Below are 17384 nucleotides of genomic sequence, written 5' to 3' on the forward strand. Positions count from 1 at the left end.
CAACACCGGGACCTCGAGGGACATTCATCGTGGGCATTGTCGTCCAGAAGTACGGCGGGTCGTCGGTCGCCGACGCGACCGGCATCAAGCGGGTCGCCCAGCGGATCGTCAACACCCGCAAGCAGGGTCACGACGTCGTGGTGGTCGTCTCGGCCATGGGCGACACCACCGACGAGCTGCGCGACCTCGCCGAGCAGGTGACGCCGCTCCCGCCGCCGCGCGAGCTCGACATGCTGCTCACCGCGGGCGAGCGGATGTCGATGGCGCTGGTCGCGATGGCCATCGCGCAGCTGGGCCACAAGGCGCAGTCGTTCACGGGCTCCCAGGCCGGGGTGATCACCGACTCGGTGCACGGCAAGGCCAAGATCATCGACATCAGCCCCGGGCGCATCGAGCAGGCCATCGCCGACGGCGCGATCGCCATCGTCGCGGGCTTCCAGGGCGTCTCGCAGGACACCAAGGACGTCACCACGCTGGGCCGCGGCGCCTCCGACACCACCGCGGTCGCGCTGGCCGCGGCGCTCGGCGCCGACGTGTGCGAGATCTACACCGACGTGGCCGGCGTCTTCACCGCCGACCCGCGCATCGTCCCGGCGGCGCGCAAGCTCGACCGCGTCTCCACCGAGGAGATGCTCGAGATGGCGGCCTCCGGCGCCAAGATCCTCCACCTGCGGTGCGTCGAGTACGCCCGCCGCTACGACGTACCGATCCACGTCCGCACCTCGTTCGACACCGTCGAGGGCACGTGGATCCTTCCCGACCACCGTTCAGGAGAGAACCCCATGGAGCAGGCGATCATCGCGGGCGTCGCCCACGACCGGTCCGAGGCCAAGATCACCGTCGTCGGCGTGCCCGACAAGGTCGGCGAGGCCGCCCGCATCTTCGAGACGCTGGCCTCCAGCGAGGTCAACATCGACATGGTCGTGCAGAACGTCTCGGCCGCCGCGACGGGCCTCACCGACATCTCCTTCACGCTGCCCCGCGAGGACGGCCAGAGCGCGATGGGCGCGCTCGCGCGGATCCAGGACGAGGTCGGCTACGACAAGCTGCTCTACGACGACCAGATCGGCAAGGTCTCCCTCATCGGCGCCGGCATGCGCTCCCACCCGGGCATCACCGCGAAGTTCTTCTCCGCGCTGGCCTCGGCGGGGGTCAACATCGGCATGATCTCCACCTCGGAGATCCGGATCTCGGTGATCGTCGACGAGGGCCAGATCGACACCGCCGTGCAGGCCACCCACACCGCCTTCGACCTCGACGCCACCGAGGTCGAGGCCGTCGTCTACGGCGGCACGGGTCGATGAGCGGGCTGCGCATCGGCGTCGTCGGCGCCACCGGCCAGGTCGGGGTGGCGATGCGCCAGATCCTGGCCGAGCGCAAGGTGCCGGTCGAGGAGATCCGCTTCTTCGCCTCCGCGCGCTCCGCGGGCCGCACGCTCGACTTCGAGGGCCGCGAGGTCGTGGTCGAGGACTCCGAGACCGCCGACCCGACGGGTCTCGACATCGCGCTCTTCTCCGCCGGCGCCACCGCGTCGCGGGCGCTCGTGCCGCGCTTCGTCGACGCGGGCGTGGTCGTGGTCGACAACTCCAGCGCCTTCCGCAAGGACCCCGCCATCCCGCTGGTCGTCTCGGAGGTCAACCCCGAGGCCGCCCGCGAGGTCATCGCCGCGCGGCGCGGGATCATCGCCAACCCCAACTGCACCACCATGGCCGCCATGCCGGTGCTCAAGCCGCTGCACGACGAGGCCGGTCTCGTGCGCCTGATCGCCTCGACCTACCAGGCCGTCTCCGGCTCCGGCATCGCCGGCGTCGACGAGCTGGCGGGCCAGGTCTCGGCGGCGGGGGAGGGGAGCCGCGAGCTGGCCTACGACGGCTCGGCCGTCGCCTTCCCCGACCCCCGGGTCTACGCCCGCACCATCGCCTACAACGTGCTCCCGCTGGCGGGCTCGATCGTCGACGACGGCCTGGGCGAGACCGACGAGGAGCAGAAGCTGCGCCACGAGTCGCGCAAGATCCTCGGCATCCCCGACCTGCGCGTCTCGGGCATCTGCGTGCGCGTGCCGGTCTTCACCGGCCACTCGCTGGCGATCAACGCCGAGTTCGCCGAGGCGATGACGCCGGCCCGTGCCGCCGAGCTGCTCCGCGACGCCCCGGGCGTCGAGCTGGTCGACGTCCCGAACCCGCTCGCGGCGGCCGGGCGCGACCCGTCGTACGTCGGACGGCTGCGGCAGGACCCGGGCGTGGACGGCGACCGGGGCCTGGCCCTCTTCATCAGCAACGACAACCTGCGCAAGGGCGCGGCGCTCAACACGGTGCAGATCGCCGAGCTGGTCGCCGCCGGCCTCTGAGCGCAGCCCGCTCCCGCCCCTCGTGGCGTCTGCGACCAGCCTAGTCGTCGGGGTCGATCAGCGTGGTGACCCAGTGGGAGAACAGGTAGGTCACGCCGGTGACCAGCGGGATGACGAGCACCATCCACCACTCCAGCAGGCTGTCGACGAGGAAGAGCAGGCTCACCACGCCGAGCAGGCCGATGGCCAGGAAGCTCGTGCTCCCGGCGTCGCCGACGCGGAAGAGGCGCAGCAGGGCCGTGCCCAGCACCACCATCGCCGCCATGATGGCCAGCAGCGCCAGGAAGCCGGGTCGGCCGCAGGTCGAGGTGCCGCGCACGGCCTCGCAGCCGGCCAGGGCCAGGGTCGTCAGGGCCACGGTGACGATGCCGACGACCAGACCGGTGACCGCGGCCGCCACGGGCCCGCTCACGGCCTCCAGGGCCGTGCCCAGACCCGGACGGGGCGCCGTGGGCCGGGGCTCGTCGGCGACGCCGACCGCGACCGCGGCCGCAGGAGCGGCGGCCGGGGTGGGAGCCGTGGGCGCCGCCTGAGCGGCGGCGGGCCTGGGGGCCGCGGAGGGAGTCGGAGCCGCAGCCGGGGCAGGAGCCGGAGCGGGAGCCGGAGGGGCGACGGCGGACGGCGCGCTGCCCGGCGCCTGGCTCGGCGACGCGCCACCCGTGGACCGCTCGGACCTGCCGGCCCGGCCGAAGCGGCGGCCGCGGGGAGCCTCGTCCGCCCCGGGGGCCGACGGCGGGGCAGGGACCGCCGGGGCGGTGCCGCCCGCGGGCGGCGGCTCCGGGGTCTCGACGACGGGCAGCGGGGCGGTGCTCCCGGCGTCGGAGGTGTCCGCGGGCGCCGCGGGGCCGGTGTCGACGGGACGCGAGGCGGGGGTCTCCTCCGGCGGGGTGGCGTCACGCTTGCGGCGACGCTTGAGCCCGAAGGACGGCACCTCCAGCGACGGCGCCTCGGGTCGCTGCTGCTCGTCTGGCATGCGGCCAGTCTGACACGCAGCGGCGGGCCGCGTCCGCGGGTCGGCGGGGCGCGCCGGCTCTCCTCGCCCGGTCGCCGCCGCGCTCACCGGCACCCCTGCGGTCCCGGGACCACGAAGGGCCCGGATCCTGGTGGATCCGGGCCCTGATGGTCGGGCTGACAGGATTTGAACCTGCGGCCTCCTCGTCCCGAACGAGGCGCGCTACCAAGCTGCGCCACAGCCCGATCGTGACCACCGGCGATGCCGGGCTCACAAGCACGGGAGCATACCCGAGCCGCTCCTGCGGCCCCCAATCGGCCGCAGGGTGGTCCGGACCCTGGTCACCGGCCCCGGTCAGCGGCACCGGTCAGCGGGGAGCGCGCGGCACCAGGGTGAGCAGCGTGGCCTCGGGGCGGCAAGCCAGGCGCAGCCGCACGTAGGGGTTGGTGCCGAGGCCGGCGCACACGTGCATCCACGCCGAGCCCGGGTCACCGTCGCGGGAGTCTGCGGGGTGACGGTGCAGCCCGCGGGCCCGGGCCGGCTCGAGGTCGCAGTTGGTGGCCAACGCCCGACCTCCGGGCAGGCACACCTGGCCGCCGTGGGTGTGACCGGCCAGGACCAGGTCGTGCCCCTGGGCGGAGAAGTGGTCGAGGACGCGCAGGTAGGGGGCGTGGGTGACGCCGATGCGCACGTCGGCGCCGGGGTCGGCGGGGCCGTAGACCGCGTCGAGGCGGTCGTAGCCGAGGTGGGGGTCGTCGACCCCGGCGAAGGCGAGCCGGGTGCCGCGCACGGTGAGGACGCCGCGGGTGTTGGTGAGGTCGAGCCAGCCCCGCCCGGTGAAGGTCGCCGACAGCTCGCGCCAGGGCAGCTGCGGGGTGTGGGTGGCGCGTCGGCCGTCGTCGGGCAGGAGGTAGCGCAGGGGGTTGCGCAGGCTCGGCTCGAAGTAGTCGTTGGAGCCGTGCACGAAGACGCCCGGCACGTCGAGCAGCGCTCCGAGGGCGTCGCGCACGACGGGCACCGCGTCGCGGTGGGAGAGGTTGTCACCGGTGTCCACCACGAGGTCGGGGCGCAGCTCGGCCAGGCCGGCCAGCCACTCCTGCTTGCGGCGCTGGCCCGGGGTCATGTGCAGGTCGGAGAGGTGGAGCACGCGCAGCGACTCGTGGCCGGCCGGCAGCAGCGGGACCTCGACGCGGCGCAGGGTGTAGGCCCGCGCCTCCGAGGCGGCGTACGCCGTGAGGGCCGCGCCGGTCGCGGCGGCCGCCGCCGCCCCGGGGAGGAGGTGGGGCGCAATGCGGGTGAGGAGCACCGGCCCAGGCTGCCACAATGGGCCTCATGCCCGCCCTCAAGGACCGTCTCCGTGCCGACCTGACCACCGCCATCAAGGCCCGCGACGAGGTGCGCTCCTCCACCCTGCGCATGGTGCTGAGCGCCCTCACCAACGCCGAGGTCGCCGGCAAGCAGGCCCGCGAGCTCACCGACGACGACGTCGTGGGCGTGCTGACCAGCGAGGCCAAGAAGCGCCGCGAGGCGGCGACCGCCTTCGCCGACGGCGGCCGCGACGAGATGGCCGCCAAGGAGCGGGCCGAGGCCGAGGTCATCGCCGACTACCTGCCCGAGCAGCTCAGCGACGCCGAGGTCGCCGATATCGTGTCGGCCGCGGTCGCGCAGACCGGCGCGGCCGGTGAGGGCATGCGCGCCATGGGCAAGGTCATGGGCCTCGTGCAGCCGCAGGTCAAGGGCCGTGCCGACGGGGGCGCGGTCGCCGCGGAGGTGCGCCGCCAGCTCGGCGCCTGACCCCACGCACGACGAAGGCCCGCTCCCTCCAGGGAGCGGGCCTTCGTGCGTCAGGGGGTGGCGAGGTCAGTTGCCGCGACCGCCGCCGTTGCCATTGCCGTTGCCGTTGCCGTTGCCGCCCGCGTCACCGCCGCCAGCGCCGTTGCCACCGCCACCGCCGTTGCCACCGCCACCGCCGTTGCCACCGCCGTTGCCGCCGCCACCCTGCGGGGTCGAGGGGGCGACGGGCTGGGGCACGACCCCGGTGGACTGGTAGATGGTGATCGCGGTGCCGGACGGAGCCGACTCCCCGCCGCTGGGGTAGGTGTAGGCGACCGAGTCGGCGGCGTAGCCGGTGTCGCGGTAGCCGCCGTAGGTGTAGCCGAACCCGGCCGAGGACAGCTGGCTCTGCGCCTCGGTCAGCGACAGGCCCGCGACGTCGGGGATGGTGGTGAGCACGCCCTCCACGTCGGTGCCGGAGGGAGCGACGAAGTCGTCGTCGTCGAGCTGGTCGTCGACGGCCTTCATGGCGTCACCCCACATCGGCCCGGCCACGCCGGAGCCGGAGGCCGCGGAGATGTAGGTGCCGCCGACGGTCTGGTAGCTGAGGCTGACCGGCGTGCCCACGTCGTTGGCCCCGGCGATCATGGCGGCCGTGGCGAGCTTGGGGGTGTAGCCGACGAACCACACCGACTTGCCGTCCTGGGTGGTGCCGGTCTTGCCCGCCGCGGGCGAGTCGAGCGCCTCGGCGGAGGCGAAGCCGCCCTCGATGACGCCGCGCAGCACCGAGTTGACGGCGTCGGCCGTCGAGGCCTCCATCACCTGGTCGCACGAGGAGGGGTACTCCTTGAGCAGGTTGCCCCGCAGGTCCTCGATCGCGGTGACGGGGCGGGCGTCGCAGTGCAGGCCGCGACCGGCGAAGGTGGCGTAGGCCTCGGCCATCTCCAGGGGGCTGACGTTGGGGCTGCCCAGGGTGAAGGAGGGCACGCGCTCGGCGCCGTTGCCGAACTCGTCGCCGGTGGGGTTGTCGAGGTCGAGACCCATCGACTTGGCCAGCTCGAAGGGCTGGCAGATGCCGGTGCGGGCCTCGAGCTGGGCGTAGAAGGTGTTGACCGACAGCTGGGTGCCGGTGATGAGGTTCATGGTGCCCGAGTCGGTGGAGTTGCTCGGCGACCACGTGCCGTAGCCGTAGGGCTCGCCGTCGCAGTCCTCGAAGGCCGACTCGCTGATCGAGATGGTCGGCGGGGAGAAGATGGTCTCGGTGAGCGGGATGCCGTCCTCGACCGCGGAGGCCAGCACGAAGGCCTTGAAGGTGGAGCCGCCCTGGAAGCCGGCGGAGTCGCCGTACTTCTCGTTGACGGCGTAGTTGAGGTACGTCTCGCCGGCGGCCATGTCGTCGCCCATGGGACGCGACTGCGCGATGGCGCGGACGTTGCCGGTGCGCGGCTCGACCATGGCCAGGCCGCCGATGGCGGTGTCGGTCGGGTAGACGTGGCTGGCGACCGAGGCGTCGGCGGCCTCCTGGAAGCTCTGGTCGAGGGTGGTGCGGATCCGCAGGCCCCCCGAGAGCAGCATGTCCTTGCGCTCGCGGCGGGTGTCGCCGAGGGCGGGGTCGTCCATGAGGTAGTTGACGACGTAGTCGCAGAAGAAGGGGGCGACGGTCGAGACGCAGCCGTTGGGAGTGTTGGTGACCTTGAGCCGCAGCGGGGTGTCCTTGAGCCGGTCGGCCTTGGTCCCGGGGATCACCGAGAGCTCCGCCATCCGGTCGAGCACGACGTTGCGGCGCTCGATGGCGCGGTCGGGTGAGTTGGTGGGGTCGTAGCCGTCGGGGCTCTTCACCAGGCCGGCCAGCATCGCCGACTGGGGGTAGTTGAGCTGCTTGGCGTTGACGTCGAAGTAGTGCTTGGCCGCGGCCTGGATGCCGTAGGCGCCGTCGCCGAAGTAGGCGATGTTGAGGTAGCGCTCGAGGATCCAGTCCTTGCTGTGGCGCTGCTCCAGGGCGATGGCGTAGCGCAGCTCGCGGATCTTGCGGGCGTAGCTGTCGTCGATGGCCGCGGCACGCTGCTTCTTCGTCTTGGCCTGCGTCAGCAGGGTCTGCTTGACCAGCTGCTGGGTGATCGAGGACCCGCCCTGGACGTTGCCGTCGTTGGCCTGGTTGGTCACGAAGGCGCGCAGGGTGCCGCGCACGTCGAGGGCACCGTGCTGGTAGAACCGCGAGTCCTCGATCGCGATGATCGACTTCACCATCTTGCGCGAGATCTGGCTCAGCGGGACCTCGACGCGGTTCTGGTCGTAGAGCGTGGCGATGACGTTGCCCTCGACGTCGGTGATCTCGGTCTTCTGGGCCAGCTGCTCGGTCTCGAGCTCGGCGGGCAGGCTGTCCATGGTCTCGGCGACGTTGCGGGCGCTGATGCCCAGGACGCCGGCGAACGGGATGGCGAGCCCGGCGACGACGACGCCGAGGACGGCCGACACGGCGACCATCACACCCAGGTGGGTGAGCACCCGGCCGCTGGAGAGACGGTCACTGCGCGGTTCAGACATGCCGCCAGGGTACGGGAGGCCTCCAGGCCCCAGCGAAACCCGGCTATGGGAGGGTAGTCATTTCGGACTATGCGGCTCGACCTCAACGAGTCTGTCCGCCGCCGGCCCCGGTTCCTTAACTTGTACCCAAGAGATCACAGGATCGTGCGTCATGGGGACGCCACACCTGCTCTCGGACGATGTGGGGACATCATCATGTGGGTTGAAGACTGGACGCCGCGCGCCGCCTGCCGGGCCGCGCAGCCGGATCAGCTGTTCGTCCGTGGGGCCGAGCAGAACAAGGCCAAGCAGCTGTGCGCCGGGTGCCCTGTGCGCACCGAGTGCCTCGCCGAGGCCCTGGACAACCAGATCGAGTGGGGAGTCTGGGGCGGCATGACCGAGCGTGAGCGCCGCGCCCTCCTGCGCCGCCGGCCCAACGCCTCGTGGCGCTCGGTCCTCGAGGCCGCCCGCACCCAGGCCGCGCCGGCCCCCGTGGCCGCGCCCCGCACCGCCGACGTCACGGTCTGAGGCCCGACCCGGCGGGGGCGTGACGGCGCCGGCGTCCGACCCGCGGCCCTAGCCCTCGGCGAGCAGCTCGCCGACGCGGCGCAGACCGCCGAGGTCGTGCACGTCGCCCGCGAGGGCGGGCACGACGGCGGTGGCGACGCCGGGGTGGGCCGCGGCGAAGCGGGCACGCAGACCGGCCTCGCGCTCGACCAGGCGCACCTGGTCGGCGTGCAGCCGCAGCAGGCCCGCGGTGAGGTCGTCCTCGGTGCGGCCCGCGCGCAGGCGGGCCGCCGCGCTCATGGCCTCGTCGGCCGACAGGTCGCTGGCGGGGGCCGGGCTGGCGCGGTTGACGACCAGGCCCGCCAGCGGCATGCGGTCGCCGCTGAGCCGCTCGACGAAGTACGCCGCCTCGCGCAGCGCGTCGGGCTCGGGCGCCGCCACGACCAGGAAGGCCGTGCCCTCGGCCTGCAGCAGGGCGTAGGTGCGCTGGGCGCGCTGGCGGAAGCCGCCGAAGACGGTGTCGATCGCCGACACGAAGGTCTGCAGGTCGCGCAGCACCTGGGCGCCGAGGATCTTGGTGAGGGCGTTGGTGACGATCCCGAGCCCCGCGGTCATCAGCCGCGCCGGCCCCTTGGCCGGGGCCAGCATGAGCCGGATGAAGCGGCCGTCGAGGAAGCTGGAGAGACGCTCGGGCGCGTCGAGGAAGTCCAGCGCCGAGCGCGAGGGCGGGGTGTCGACCACGATGAGGTCGTAGGTGCCGTCGCGCTGGGCGTCGGCGTGGATCTGGCCCAGCTTCTCCATCGCCATGTACTCCTGCGTGCCCGCGAACGAGCTGGAGAGCGCGACGTAGAAGGGGTTCTCCAGGATCTGGCGGGCCTTCTCCGGGCTGGCCTGGCTCTCGACCACCTCGTCGAAGGTGCGCTTCATGTCCAGCATCATCGCGTCGAGGGACCCGGTGGCGCCCTCCGCGAGGCCGGTGACCGGGCGCGGGGTGTTGTCGAGCTCCTCGATGCCCATCGACTGCGCCAGGCGCCGGGCGGGGTCGATGGTCAGCACGACCACCTTCCGGCCACGCTCGGCCGCCCGCAGCGCGAGCGCGGCGGAGGTGGTCGTCTTGCCGACGCCGCCGGAGCCGCAGCACACGATGATGCCGGTGGCGGTGTCGTCGAGCAGCGCGTCGACGTCGAGAGGCGGGGCTGCGGAGGCGCGCCCGGCCAGCGGGCCGACGCGGGGTCCTGAGCGGGTCATGCGATCCCCTGTTCCTTCAGCGCTGCGGCCAGCTCGTAGAGCCCGCCGAGGTCGACGCCGCCCGGCAGGCGCGGCAGCTCGTACGACGGCACGCCGAAGTCGGCGACGAGGGCGCGCTGGGCGTCCTCGAGGGCGCGGCGCTCCGCGTGGTCGTGGGCGACGCGCAGCAGGCCGTCGAGCAGCGGGTCGCTGACCGGCAGGCCGGCCTCGGCCAGGTCGGTGGCCAGCGCGTCGCGGTCGAGGTCGTCGGCGCGGGCCAGCGCCAGGTCGTCGTGGCCGATGTCGCGGGGGCGCACCATGTTGACCACGACGCCGCCGACGGGGAGGCCGTCGCGGCGCAGCTCCTCGATGCCGTCGTGGGTCTCCTGCACCGGCATCTCCTCCAGCACGGTGACCAGGTGGACCGCGGTGCGCGGGGAGCGGAAGAGGGTCATCATCGTGTCGGACTGGTTCTTGATCGGTCCGACCTTGGCCAGGCCGGCCAGCTCGTCGCTGACGTTGAGGAACTGCGAGATGCGTCCCGTCGGCGGGGCGTCGAGCACCACGGCGTCGTAGGTGATGGCGTTCCTGTTGCGGCTGTTGCGCTCGACGGCCTCGTAGACCTTGCCGGTGAGCAGCACGTCGCGCACGCCCGGGGCGATCGTGGTGGCGAACTCCACCACCCCGAAGCGGTCGAGGGCGCGGCCGGCGCGGCCGAGCTTGTAGTACATCGCGAGGTACTCCAGCAGCGCCGACTCCGGGTCGATGTGCAGGGCGTGCACGGTGCCGGCGCCGCGGTCGGTGCTCAGCCCGGTCGCGACGCGGACCTCCTCGTAGGGCAGCGGGTCGACGTCGAACATCCGGGCGATGCCCTGGCGTCCCTCGACCTCGCAGACGAGGACGTTCTTGCCGTGGGAGGCCAGCGCGAGCGCGAGGGCCGCCGCCACGGTGGACTTGCCGGTGCCGCCCTTGCCGGTCACGACGTGCAGCCTGACCTTCGGCCAGTCCGGCCGCCTCTGCGCACTCACGGGGCAACCCTAGGTGTGACGCCCTAGGGGTGGGACATGATGGGGCGATGGCTCTTCTCGGGACCCGTCGATGACCGCCGCGGACCGCACCGGCTCCGCCCCGCCCGCCGCCGACCAGGCGCCACGCTGGAAGGTGGTCGGCCCGGGGCTGGTGGTGGCCGCCACCGGCGTCGGTGCCGCCGACCTGGTGGCGACCCTGGTGGCCGGCTCGAAGTTCGGCTACACGCTGCTGTGGGTGGCCGTGCTGGGGGCGGTGATCAAGGTGGTGCTCGTCGAGGGCGCCGGTCGCTACTCGCTGGCCACGGGGCGCACCATCTTCGAGGGCTGGCGCAGCCTCGGCCGGTGGACGACCTGGTACTTCGCGCCGTACATCGTGGTCTGGGGCCTGGTCTACGGCGCGACGGCGATGTCGTCGACGGCGCTGCCGCTGGTGGCGCTCTTCCCCGACCTGTCGCTGCGCTGGACCGCGGTGGCCTCGGGGCTGGTGGGCCTGGCGCTGGTGTGGTTCGGCTCCTACCGCACCTTCGAGAAGGTGATCACGGTCTTCGTGGCGATGATGTTCGTCGCCGTGGTGGGCGCGGCGGCGCTGACGCTGCCCAACCTCGGCGAGGTCGTGCTCGGCCTGCGCCCGATCTTCCCCGACGACTCGGTCATCAACGTGCTGGGGATCGCGGGCGGCGTCGGCGGCACCATCACGCTGGCCGCCTACGGCTACTGGCTGCGCGAGAAGGGCTGGGACACCCCGCGCTTCATGAAGGTCATGCGCATCGACAACGGCGTGGCCTACGCCGTGACCGGGGTCTTCGTGGTCTCGATGCTCATCGTCGGCGCGGAGCTGCTCTACTCCGCCGGCATCGCCATCGACTCCGGCGACCAGGGTCTCGTGCAGCTCGCCGACGTGCTGCAGGACCGCTACGGCGAGGTCTTCGGCGTGGTCTTCCTCGTCGGCTTCTGGGCCTCGTCGTTCTCCTCGCTCATCGGGGTCTGGAGCGGGGTGAGCCTGATGTTCGCCGACTTCTGGGGCAACCTGCGCGACCTGCCCTCGGGCCACCCGGCGACCCGCACCGGTGGCCGGTACTTCCGCGCCTACATGCTGTGGCTGACCTTCCCGCCGATGCTGCTGCTCCTGCTCGACCGGCCGGTGGGGCTGATCCTGGCCTACGGCGTGCTCGGTGCCTTCTTCATGCCGTTCCTCGCCGTGACCCTGCTGGTGCTGCTCAACCGGCGCCGCGACGGTGCGCTGGAGCACACCGAGGTGCCGCAGCAGTGGCGCAACGGCTGGCTCTCCAACGCGCTGCTGGTGCTGTGCGCGGTGCTCTTCGCCGCGCTCGCGCTCAACGAGCTGCGCGGCGTGCTCGCGCCGTACCTGCCCTTCCTGTGAGCGCCGGGCCCGGACGTGCCACGGACCCCGGGAGGGCTGCTCCCGGGGCCCGCGGAGAGTGGGGCCGACCTGCGCCGACGGCGTGCGGTCAGGCGACCAGGGCGAGCTCCTCGTCGGCGGTGCGCACGGCCTGGCGGCCGCGGCCCAGCGACTTGGAGACGACCACCAGGGCGGCGGTCACGAGGGTGCCGACCACGACGGCCACGAGGTAGCCGGGGATGCCGCTGATGAGCGGGGTGACCCAGATGCCGCCGTGGGGCGCTGCGAGCTTGCTGCCGAAGGCGGCGACCAGGCCGCCGGTGACACCCGAGCCGACCATGATCGAGGGGATCACCCGCAGCGGGTCGGCGGCGGCGAAGGGGATCGCGCCCTCGGTGATGAAGGAGGCGCCGAGCAGCCAGGCGGCCTTGCCGTTCTCCCGCTCGGCCTCGGTGAAGAGGTGCTTGCGCACGACGGTGGCCAGGGCGAGGCCCAGGGGCGGGGTCATGCCGGCGGCCATCACGACGGCCATGACGGTCAGGGCGGCGCTGGAGTCGGCGATGGCCGAGGCGGTGAGGCCGCCGGTGGCGAAGACGTAGGCGGTCTTGTTGACGGGGCCGCCCATGTCGAAGGCCATCATCAGGCCGAGCACGACGCCGAGCACGGCGATCGAGCCGCCGCTGAGGCTGTCGAGGCCGTCGGTGAGGCCGGTCTGCACGCTGGCCAGCGGGCGCCCGATCACCAGGAGCATCACGACCGTGGTGGCGAAGGTGGCCAGCAGCGGGGTGACCACGACGGGCATGAGGCTGGCGACGGCCTTGGGCACGCGCAGACGGCTGATGCCCAGGGCGAGGAAGCCGGCCACGAAGCCGCCGACCAGGCCGCCGAGGAAGCCGGCGCCGACGACGCCGGAGAGGGCTCCGGCGACGAAGCCCGGCGCGAGCCCGGGGCGGTCGGCGATCGCGTAGGCGATGAACCCCGCCAGCACCGCGACCAGGAAGCCGAACGCCGCCACGCCGCCCTGGAAGAGCAGCGCGGCCCACTCCATGCCGGAGGTGGGGTCGAAGCCCGCGATGAGGTCGGTGACGGGGATCTGGGTGACCTCGACGGCGCCCTGGTCGCCTCCGGCGATCCGGGCGAGCATGAAGCCGAGCGCGATCATGATGCCGCCGGCGGCGACGAAGGGGATCATGTAGCTGACCCCCGTCATCAGCCACTGGCGCACCCGCGAGCCGACCGACCCGCTGGCCTCGACCTTCGTCGCGGGCGCCGCGGCGGCGCCCGGCACGGTGCTGGTGGCGGTGCTCGTGCGGACCCCGGCGCGGGCGGCGGCCTCGGCCTCGCGGATGAGCCCGGCGGGGTCGCTGATGCCGCGCTTGACGCCGGAGACGACCGTGGGCAGGCCGGTGAAGCGGTGCTTGTCGCGCACCTCGACGTCGGCGGCCAGGATGACGGCGTCGGCGCGGTCGAGGTCGGCCTGGCTGACGCGCACCGCGCCGCCGGCGCCCTGGGTCTCGACCACGATCTCGTGGCCGGCCTCGCGGGCGGCGGTCTCCAGGGCCTCGGCGGCCATGTAGGTGTGCGCGATGCCCGTGGGGCACGACGTCACGGCGATGAGGAACATGTGGACTTCCTTCGAGCAGTGGCCGGAGCGGCCGAGGGTGGGCCACCCCCCGTGGCCTCCGGACGAGAGTGAGGCAGGTCACGTCGCGTCGTCAAGACGTTCGCAGGTAAAACCACAGGCTCGGGTGTCGGAACGGGCGTGATCGGGCCCGGGCCGGTCGTGTGCTCCGTCCGGGCCCAGCGACGTGAGTAGGGTGCGGAGCATGACCAAGTGGGAGTACCAGGTGGCGCCGATTCCGCTCCACAACGAAGCGCTCATGCTCAACAACTTCGGCCAGGACGGCTGGGAGCTGGTGACCATCCAGACCAACGCCCAGGGCGGGCTGATCGCCTTCCTGAAGCGACCCGCCCAGTGACCTCCCAGGGGACCTCCCCCGAGGAGCGGCTGGCCGCGATGGGGCTGGCGGTGCCCGAGGTCGCCGCCCCCGTGGCCGTCTACGTGCCCGTCGTGCGCACCGGCGACCTGGTGCTGACCTCCGGGCAGCTGCCGATGCGCAGCGGCGAGCTCATGGCCACCGGCAAGGTCGGCGGCGAGGTGACCGTCGAGGAGGCCTACGCCTGCGCGCAGCAGTGCGCGCTCAACGCCATCGCCGCGGTGCGCTCCGAGATCGGCGACCTCTCGCGCGTCGTGCGCGTCGTCAAGGTCGTCGCCTTCGTGGCCTCGACCCCCGACTTCACCGGCCAGCCCCAGGTCGCCAACGGCGCCTCGGAGCTGCTGGGCGAGGTGTTCGGCGACGCCGGCGTGCACGCCCGCTCCGCCGTGGGAGTGCCGGTGCTGCCGCTCGACGCCCCCGTCGAGGTCGAGATCATGGTGGAAGTGGCCCCCTGATGCGGATCCCGCTCCCGCCCGTGCCGCTGCCCGACGAGGTCGCGGCCGTGGCGCTGGAGTACGCCGCGGGCCGCCGCGAGCCGGTCGAGCCGCGCGACGCGGCCACCGTCGTGCTGCTGCGGGGCGGGGAGCGGGGCCCGGAGGTCTACCTGCTGCGGCGCCAGACGACGATGGCCTTCGCCAGCGGCATGGCCGTCTTCCCGGGCGGCGGGGTCGACCCCCGCGACTTCGACGCCGAGGTCGCCTGGGCCGGCCCGACCCCCGTGCAGTGGGCCGAGCGGCTGGGCTGCGACGAGGACAAGGCGCGCGCGCTGGTCTGCGCCGCGGTGCGCGAGACCTTCGAGGAGTCCGGCGTGCTGCTCGCCGGGCCCTCCGAGGACGACGTCGTCGCCGACACCACCTCGCAGGACTGGGAGGCCGACCGCGTGGCGCTGGAGGCCCGCGAGCTCGCGCTCACCGACCTGCTGACGCGCCGCGGGCTGGTGCTGCGCACCGACCTGCTCGGCGTCTGGGACGCGTGGCTGACCCCGGTCTTCGAGCCGCGCCGCTACCGCACCTGGTTCTTCGTCGCGCTGCTGCCCGAGGGGCAGCGCACCCGCGACGTGTCGAGCGAGTCCTCGTCGGTGACCTGGCTGCCGGCGGGCGTCGCCGCCGACCGGGCCGACGCCGGCGAGCTGGCGATGATGCCGCCGACGTACCTCACCTGCCTCGAGGTCGGCGACCACGCCGACCCGCACGAGGTGCTCCACGTGGCCGGGTCGCGCTCGGTCGCGATGTTCACCCCCACCGTCGAGCCGCTGGGCGAGGGATGGACGCTGTCGATGCCCGAGCGGATGCGGCCGCTGGTCGCCGCCCGACGGGCCCAGCGGGGGGAGTGAGCGGTGGTCGTGCCGCTCGGTGAGTGGGCCGGGGGATCCTTCGGCGAGCGCGCCCGCTGCGTGCTCGCACCCAACGCCGACCTGATGACCCTCGACGGCACCAACACCTGGGTGCTGCGCGAGCCGGGCGCCTCCCGCGCGGTCGTCGTCGACCCCGGCCCGTCGATCACCTCCCACCTCGACGCCGTCGCCGAGGCGGCGGGGGAGGTCGGCCTGGTGCTGCTGACCCACCACCACCACGACCACGCCGAGGCGGCCCGGGAGTTCGCCGAGCGGATGGGCTGCGGGGTCCGTGCCCTCGACCCCGCGCTCTGCCTGGGCGCCGAGGGCCTGGGCGACGGCGACGTCGTGGAGGTCGACGGCCTCGAGGTGCGGGTGGTGGCGACGCCCGGCCACACCGCCGACTCGCTGTCCTTCTGGCTGCCCGCCGAGGCCGCCGTGCTCACCGGCGACACCGTGCTGGGGCGCGGCACGACCGTGGTCGCCCACCCCGACGGCCGCCTCGGTGCCTACCTCGACTCCCTCGACCGGCTGCACGCCCTGGCCTCCGAGCGCGACCTCGCCGCGATCTGGCCCGGCCACGGCCCGGTCATCGAGCAGGCGCTGCCCGTGCTCGACCACTACCGCACCCACCGCCGCTCGCGCCTCGAGCAGGTCGAGGCGGCCCTGGCCACGCTCAGCCCCTCCGAGCGGGCCGCCGACGACCTCGCCCGCCGCGTCGTCGAGGTCGTCTACGCCGACGTCGACCCCGTGCTCTGGGGGGCCGCCGAGCTGTCCGTGCGCGCCCAGCTGGCCTACCTGGAGCACGGGCGCCCGGGGCGCTAGCGGCGTACGAGGCCCCGGGTCCGCGCCGACCGCGCCGAGTGCGCGAGCGAGGCAATTGCGCGATCGGGACGCGTGGACCGCGCCATTGCGTGATCGGGACGCACAGACCGCGCAATTGCGCCCGTGCGGGGTGGCCGCCCCTCCTGCTTTGCGTGGCTGGCGCAGTCCTGAGGCGGCCCGGACGTTCGAACCGGCGCAAAGCTCGGAAGACGTGCCGGGGCCGTCATCTGCGCGTGCGCGGTGGCGGCTGGCCCGCTGTCGGCTCCTGGTTCGGACACCTCCGGCCGGCGGTGGCGGCCCGACCGGCCCCCGGGTGCCACCGGGCTGTGGAGGAGCTGGGAGCGGTCGCGGCGGAACGGGCAGGACGTGCGTATGGACCGATCGACCCCACCGGCTGTGCCCGCCCCCGACTCCGACCCCGACCCCCGCCCCGGACAGGGGGCCGGCGGCCCCGTCGGCCTGGACCTCGGGCGACCCTTCACGACGGCGGCGTTCCTGGCCGCCGGCCACTCAGTCGTCGAGCTGCGCCGCCGGTGCTACCGGCAGGTGCTGCGGTCGGTGTGGGTGCACACCGAGGCCGTGGACGACGACACCCCCATCCGGGCCGCGCTGGCGCTCCAGCCGACGTCGGCGTACGCCAGCCACTTCACTGCCGCCAGGCTCTGGGGCCTCCCGGTGCCCGAGCACCCCTTCGAGCACGTCACGGTGGTCAAGGCCTGCCACCGACGGCCGCGCCCGGGCCTGAAGACCCACGTCACCGGTCGTGGTCGGGCGGTGATGACGGCGCGAGGCGTGCGCGCCACCCCGCCGGTGGTCACGTTCATCCAGCTCGCGGGGTCCTTGGCCCTGGTCGACCTCGTCGTGCTCGGTGACGCGTTGGTCGCGCGGCGCGGTGTCACGGCGGCCCAGCTCCGGGCGGCGTGCGACCGCAGCACGGAGTACTACGCCGCGGCGGCGCGCGAGGCGGCGGCGTACGTCCGCGACGGAGTCGACTCCCCGCAGGAGACACGGACCCGTCTGCTGATCGTGCTCGCGGGGCTTCCCGAGCCCACGGTGAACGTGGTGCTCCGCCACGACGACGGGTCGTGGTGGCGGCGCTTCGATCTCTGCTACGAGCTGGTGCGGCTCGTCATCGAGTACGACGGGCGACAGCACGCCGACGACGCTCGGCAGTGGCAGTCCGACCTGGTGCGCCGCGAGGAGCTCGACGATGCGGGGTACCGGATCCTCGTCGTCACCGCGTCCGGACTCTTCGCCGAGCCGGGCCGCACGCTGGAGCGGATCCGTCGCCAGCTGGTCGAGCGCGGCTGGCCCGACGTGCCGCCTCTGGACGAGACCTGGAAGCGGCACTTCCCCACCTGAGGTGCGCAAACGGCGCAATGGCGCGCCTGACGCGGCCCACGGCTCGGAGCTTTGCGCGGTCCGCGCAGCCCGGGGCGCGCCCTGGTCGCGCAACTGGCGCACTTGCGCTGGGCAGTGATGCGCACCGTCGCGCAATTGCGTGATCGGTGC

General features: G+C 73.4%; 16 protein-coding genes and 1 tRNA gene. 10 read left to right on the forward strand and 7 right to left on the reverse strand.

From position 1 onward, the window contains the following. The first annotated feature begins 29 nt into the window (after positions 1–29). Both IR170_RS16280 and IR170_RS16285 read left to right on the forward strand, forming a co-directional pair. Positions 30–1304: an aspartate kinase gene (locus IR170_RS16280; RefSeq protein WP_056863160.1), complete on the forward strand. Its 1275-nt coding sequence runs from the start codon at positions 30–32 to the stop codon at positions 1302–1304. After that, positions 1301–2347, forward strand: a complete 1047-nt coding sequence (locus tag IR170_RS16285) for an aspartate-semialdehyde dehydrogenase (protein WP_056863161.1) — start codon at positions 1301–1303, stop codon at positions 2345–2347. Before IR170_RS16280 ends, IR170_RS16285 begins: the two co-directional genes overlap by 4 nt. Before the next feature lie 40 nt (positions 2348–2387). Here IR170_RS16285 and IR170_RS16290 read toward each other — a convergent pair whose 3' ends face one another. From IR170_RS16290 to IR170_RS16300, 3 genes are all read right to left on the reverse strand, one after another. Next, on the reverse strand, positions 2388–3320 hold the full coding sequence (locus IR170_RS16290) for a hypothetical protein (RefSeq protein ID WP_193665839.1): 933 nt from the start codon (positions 3318–3320) through the stop codon (positions 2388–2390). 147 nt (positions 3321–3467) lie between these two features. Next, positions 3468–3544, reverse strand: a tRNA-Pro gene (locus IR170_RS16295). A 122-nt stretch (positions 3545–3666) separates the two neighbouring features. Next, a complete protein-coding gene (locus IR170_RS16300; RefSeq protein ID WP_319805125.1) occupies positions 3667–4605 on the reverse strand; it encodes a metallophosphoesterase in 939 nt (312 codons plus the stop codon). A 26-nt stretch (positions 4606–4631) separates the two neighbouring features. Here IR170_RS16300 and IR170_RS16305 point away from each other — a divergent pair, with 26 nt between their 5' ends. Continuing rightward, entirely contained in the window at positions 4632–5093 is a 462-nt protein-coding gene (locus IR170_RS16305) for a GatB/YqeY domain-containing protein (RefSeq protein WP_193665841.1), read from the forward strand. 66 nt (positions 5094–5159) lie between these two features. Here the strand turns inward: IR170_RS16305 and IR170_RS16310 are convergent, their stop codons facing one another. Then, the gene (locus IR170_RS16310; RefSeq protein ID WP_193665844.1) at positions 5160–7616 is read right to left on the reverse strand and encodes a penicillin-binding protein; all 2457 of its coding nucleotides are present in this window, start codon (positions 7614–7616) and stop codon (positions 5160–5162) included. 195 nt (positions 7617–7811) lie between these two features. Here IR170_RS16310 and IR170_RS16315 point away from each other — a divergent pair, with 195 nt between their 5' ends. Next, positions 7812–8123 (forward strand): WhiB family transcriptional regulator, encoded by a 312-nt coding sequence (locus IR170_RS16315; protein ID WP_082500081.1) that lies wholly within the window; start codon positions 7812–7814, stop codon positions 8121–8123. Between the two features lie 48 nt (positions 8124–8171). Here IR170_RS16315 and IR170_RS16320 read toward each other — a convergent pair whose 3' ends face one another. Together IR170_RS16320 and IR170_RS16325 are read right to left on the reverse strand one after the other, a co-directional pair. Beyond that, positions 8172–9350, reverse strand: a complete 1179-nt coding sequence (locus IR170_RS16320; protein ID WP_193665846.1) for an ArsA family ATPase — start codon at positions 9348–9350, stop codon at positions 8172–8174. Beyond that, on the reverse strand, positions 9347–10357 hold the full coding sequence (locus IR170_RS16325; protein WP_193665848.1) for an ArsA family ATPase: 1011 nt from the start codon (positions 10355–10357) through the stop codon (positions 9347–9349). Before IR170_RS16325 ends, IR170_RS16320 begins: the two co-directional genes overlap by 4 nt. 70 nt (positions 10358–10427) lie before the next feature. Between IR170_RS16325 and IR170_RS16330 the strand changes: the two genes are divergently transcribed. Further along, entirely contained in the window at positions 10428–11738 is a 1311-nt protein-coding gene (locus IR170_RS16330) for an Nramp family divalent metal transporter (protein WP_193665851.1), read from the forward strand. Between the two features lie 88 nt (positions 11739–11826). Here the strand turns inward: IR170_RS16330 and IR170_RS16335 are convergent, their stop codons facing one another. Then, entirely contained in the window at positions 11827–13341 is a 1515-nt protein-coding gene (locus tag IR170_RS16335; RefSeq protein WP_193665853.1) for a PTS fructose transporter subunit IIC, read from the reverse strand. 202 nt (positions 13342–13543) lie between these two features. On the opposite strand from IR170_RS16335, the gene IR170_RS16340 reads away from it, so the two are divergent. From IR170_RS16340 to IR170_RS16360, 5 genes are all read left to right on the forward strand, one after another. Continuing rightward, a complete protein-coding gene (locus IR170_RS16340) occupies positions 13544–13696 on the forward strand; it encodes a hypothetical protein (protein ID WP_165699027.1) in 153 nt (50 codons plus the stop codon). After that, on the forward strand, positions 13693–14169 hold the full coding sequence (locus IR170_RS16345; RefSeq protein WP_319805126.1) for a RidA family protein: 477 nt from the start codon (positions 13693–13695) through the stop codon (positions 14167–14169). Before IR170_RS16340 ends, IR170_RS16345 begins: the two co-directional genes overlap by 4 nt. Continuing rightward, positions 14169–15047, forward strand: coding sequence for an NUDIX hydrolase (locus IR170_RS16350; RefSeq protein WP_193665856.1), 879 nt, complete (start codon positions 14169–14171; stop codon positions 15045–15047). The genes IR170_RS16345 and IR170_RS16350 overlap by 1 nt, the downstream gene beginning before the upstream one ends. Before the next feature lie 9 nt (positions 15048–15056). Then, entirely contained in the window at positions 15057–15872 is an 816-nt protein-coding gene (locus tag IR170_RS16355) for an MBL fold metallo-hydrolase (protein ID WP_319805127.1), read from the forward strand. Positions 15873–16244: 372 nt separating this feature from the next. Then, positions 16245–17234, forward strand: coding sequence for a DUF559 domain-containing protein (locus tag IR170_RS16360; protein WP_193665858.1), 990 nt, complete (start codon positions 16245–16247; stop codon positions 17232–17234). The last annotated feature ends 150 nt before the right edge of the window (positions 17235–17384 follow it).

Source organism: Nocardioides kribbensis, assembly GCF_015070375.1.
Taxonomy (GTDB): Bacteria; Actinomycetota; Actinomycetes; order Propionibacteriales; family Nocardioidaceae; genus Nocardioides; species Nocardioides kribbensis.

Excerpts from the sequence above, each read along its gene's own strand:
- IR170_RS16315 (WP_082500081.1), top strand. The coding sequence starts at position 7,812 with ATGTGGGTTGAAGACTGGACGCCGCGCGCCGCCTGCCGGGCCGCGCAG.
- IR170_RS16360 (WP_193665858.1), top strand. The coding sequence starts at position 16,245 with ATGGACCGATCGACCCCACCGGCTGTGCCCGCCCCCGACTCCGACCCC.
- IR170_RS16340 (WP_165699027.1), top strand. The coding sequence starts at position 13,544 with ATGACCAAGTGGGAGTACCAGGTGGCGCCGATTCCGCTCCACAACGAA.
- IR170_RS16285 (WP_056863161.1), top strand. The coding sequence starts at position 1,301 with ATGAGCGGGCTGCGCATCGGCGTCGTCGGCGCCACCGGCCAGGTCGGG.
- IR170_RS16320 (WP_193665846.1), bottom strand. The coding sequence starts at position 9,350 with ATGACCCGCTCAGGACCCCGCGTCGGCCCGCTGGCCGGGCGCGCCTCC.
- IR170_RS16290 (WP_193665839.1), bottom strand. The coding sequence starts at position 3,320 with ATGCCAGACGAGCAGCAGCGACCCGAGGCGCCGTCGCTGGAGGTGCCG.
- IR170_RS16310 (WP_193665844.1), bottom strand. The coding sequence starts at position 7,616 with ATGTCTGAACCGCGCAGTGACCGTCTCTCCAGCGGCCGGGTGCTCACC.
- IR170_RS16350 (WP_193665856.1), top strand. The coding sequence starts at position 14,169 with ATGCGGATCCCGCTCCCGCCCGTGCCGCTGCCCGACGAGGTCGCGGCC.
- IR170_RS16335 (WP_193665853.1), bottom strand. The coding sequence starts at position 13,341 with ATGTTCCTCATCGCCGTGACGTCGTGCCCCACGGGCATCGCGCACACC.
- IR170_RS16330 (WP_193665851.1), top strand. The coding sequence starts at position 10,428 with ATGACCGCCGCGGACCGCACCGGCTCCGCCCCGCCCGCCGCCGACCAG.
- IR170_RS16305 (WP_193665841.1), top strand. The coding sequence starts at position 4,632 with ATGCCCGCCCTCAAGGACCGTCTCCGTGCCGACCTGACCACCGCCATC.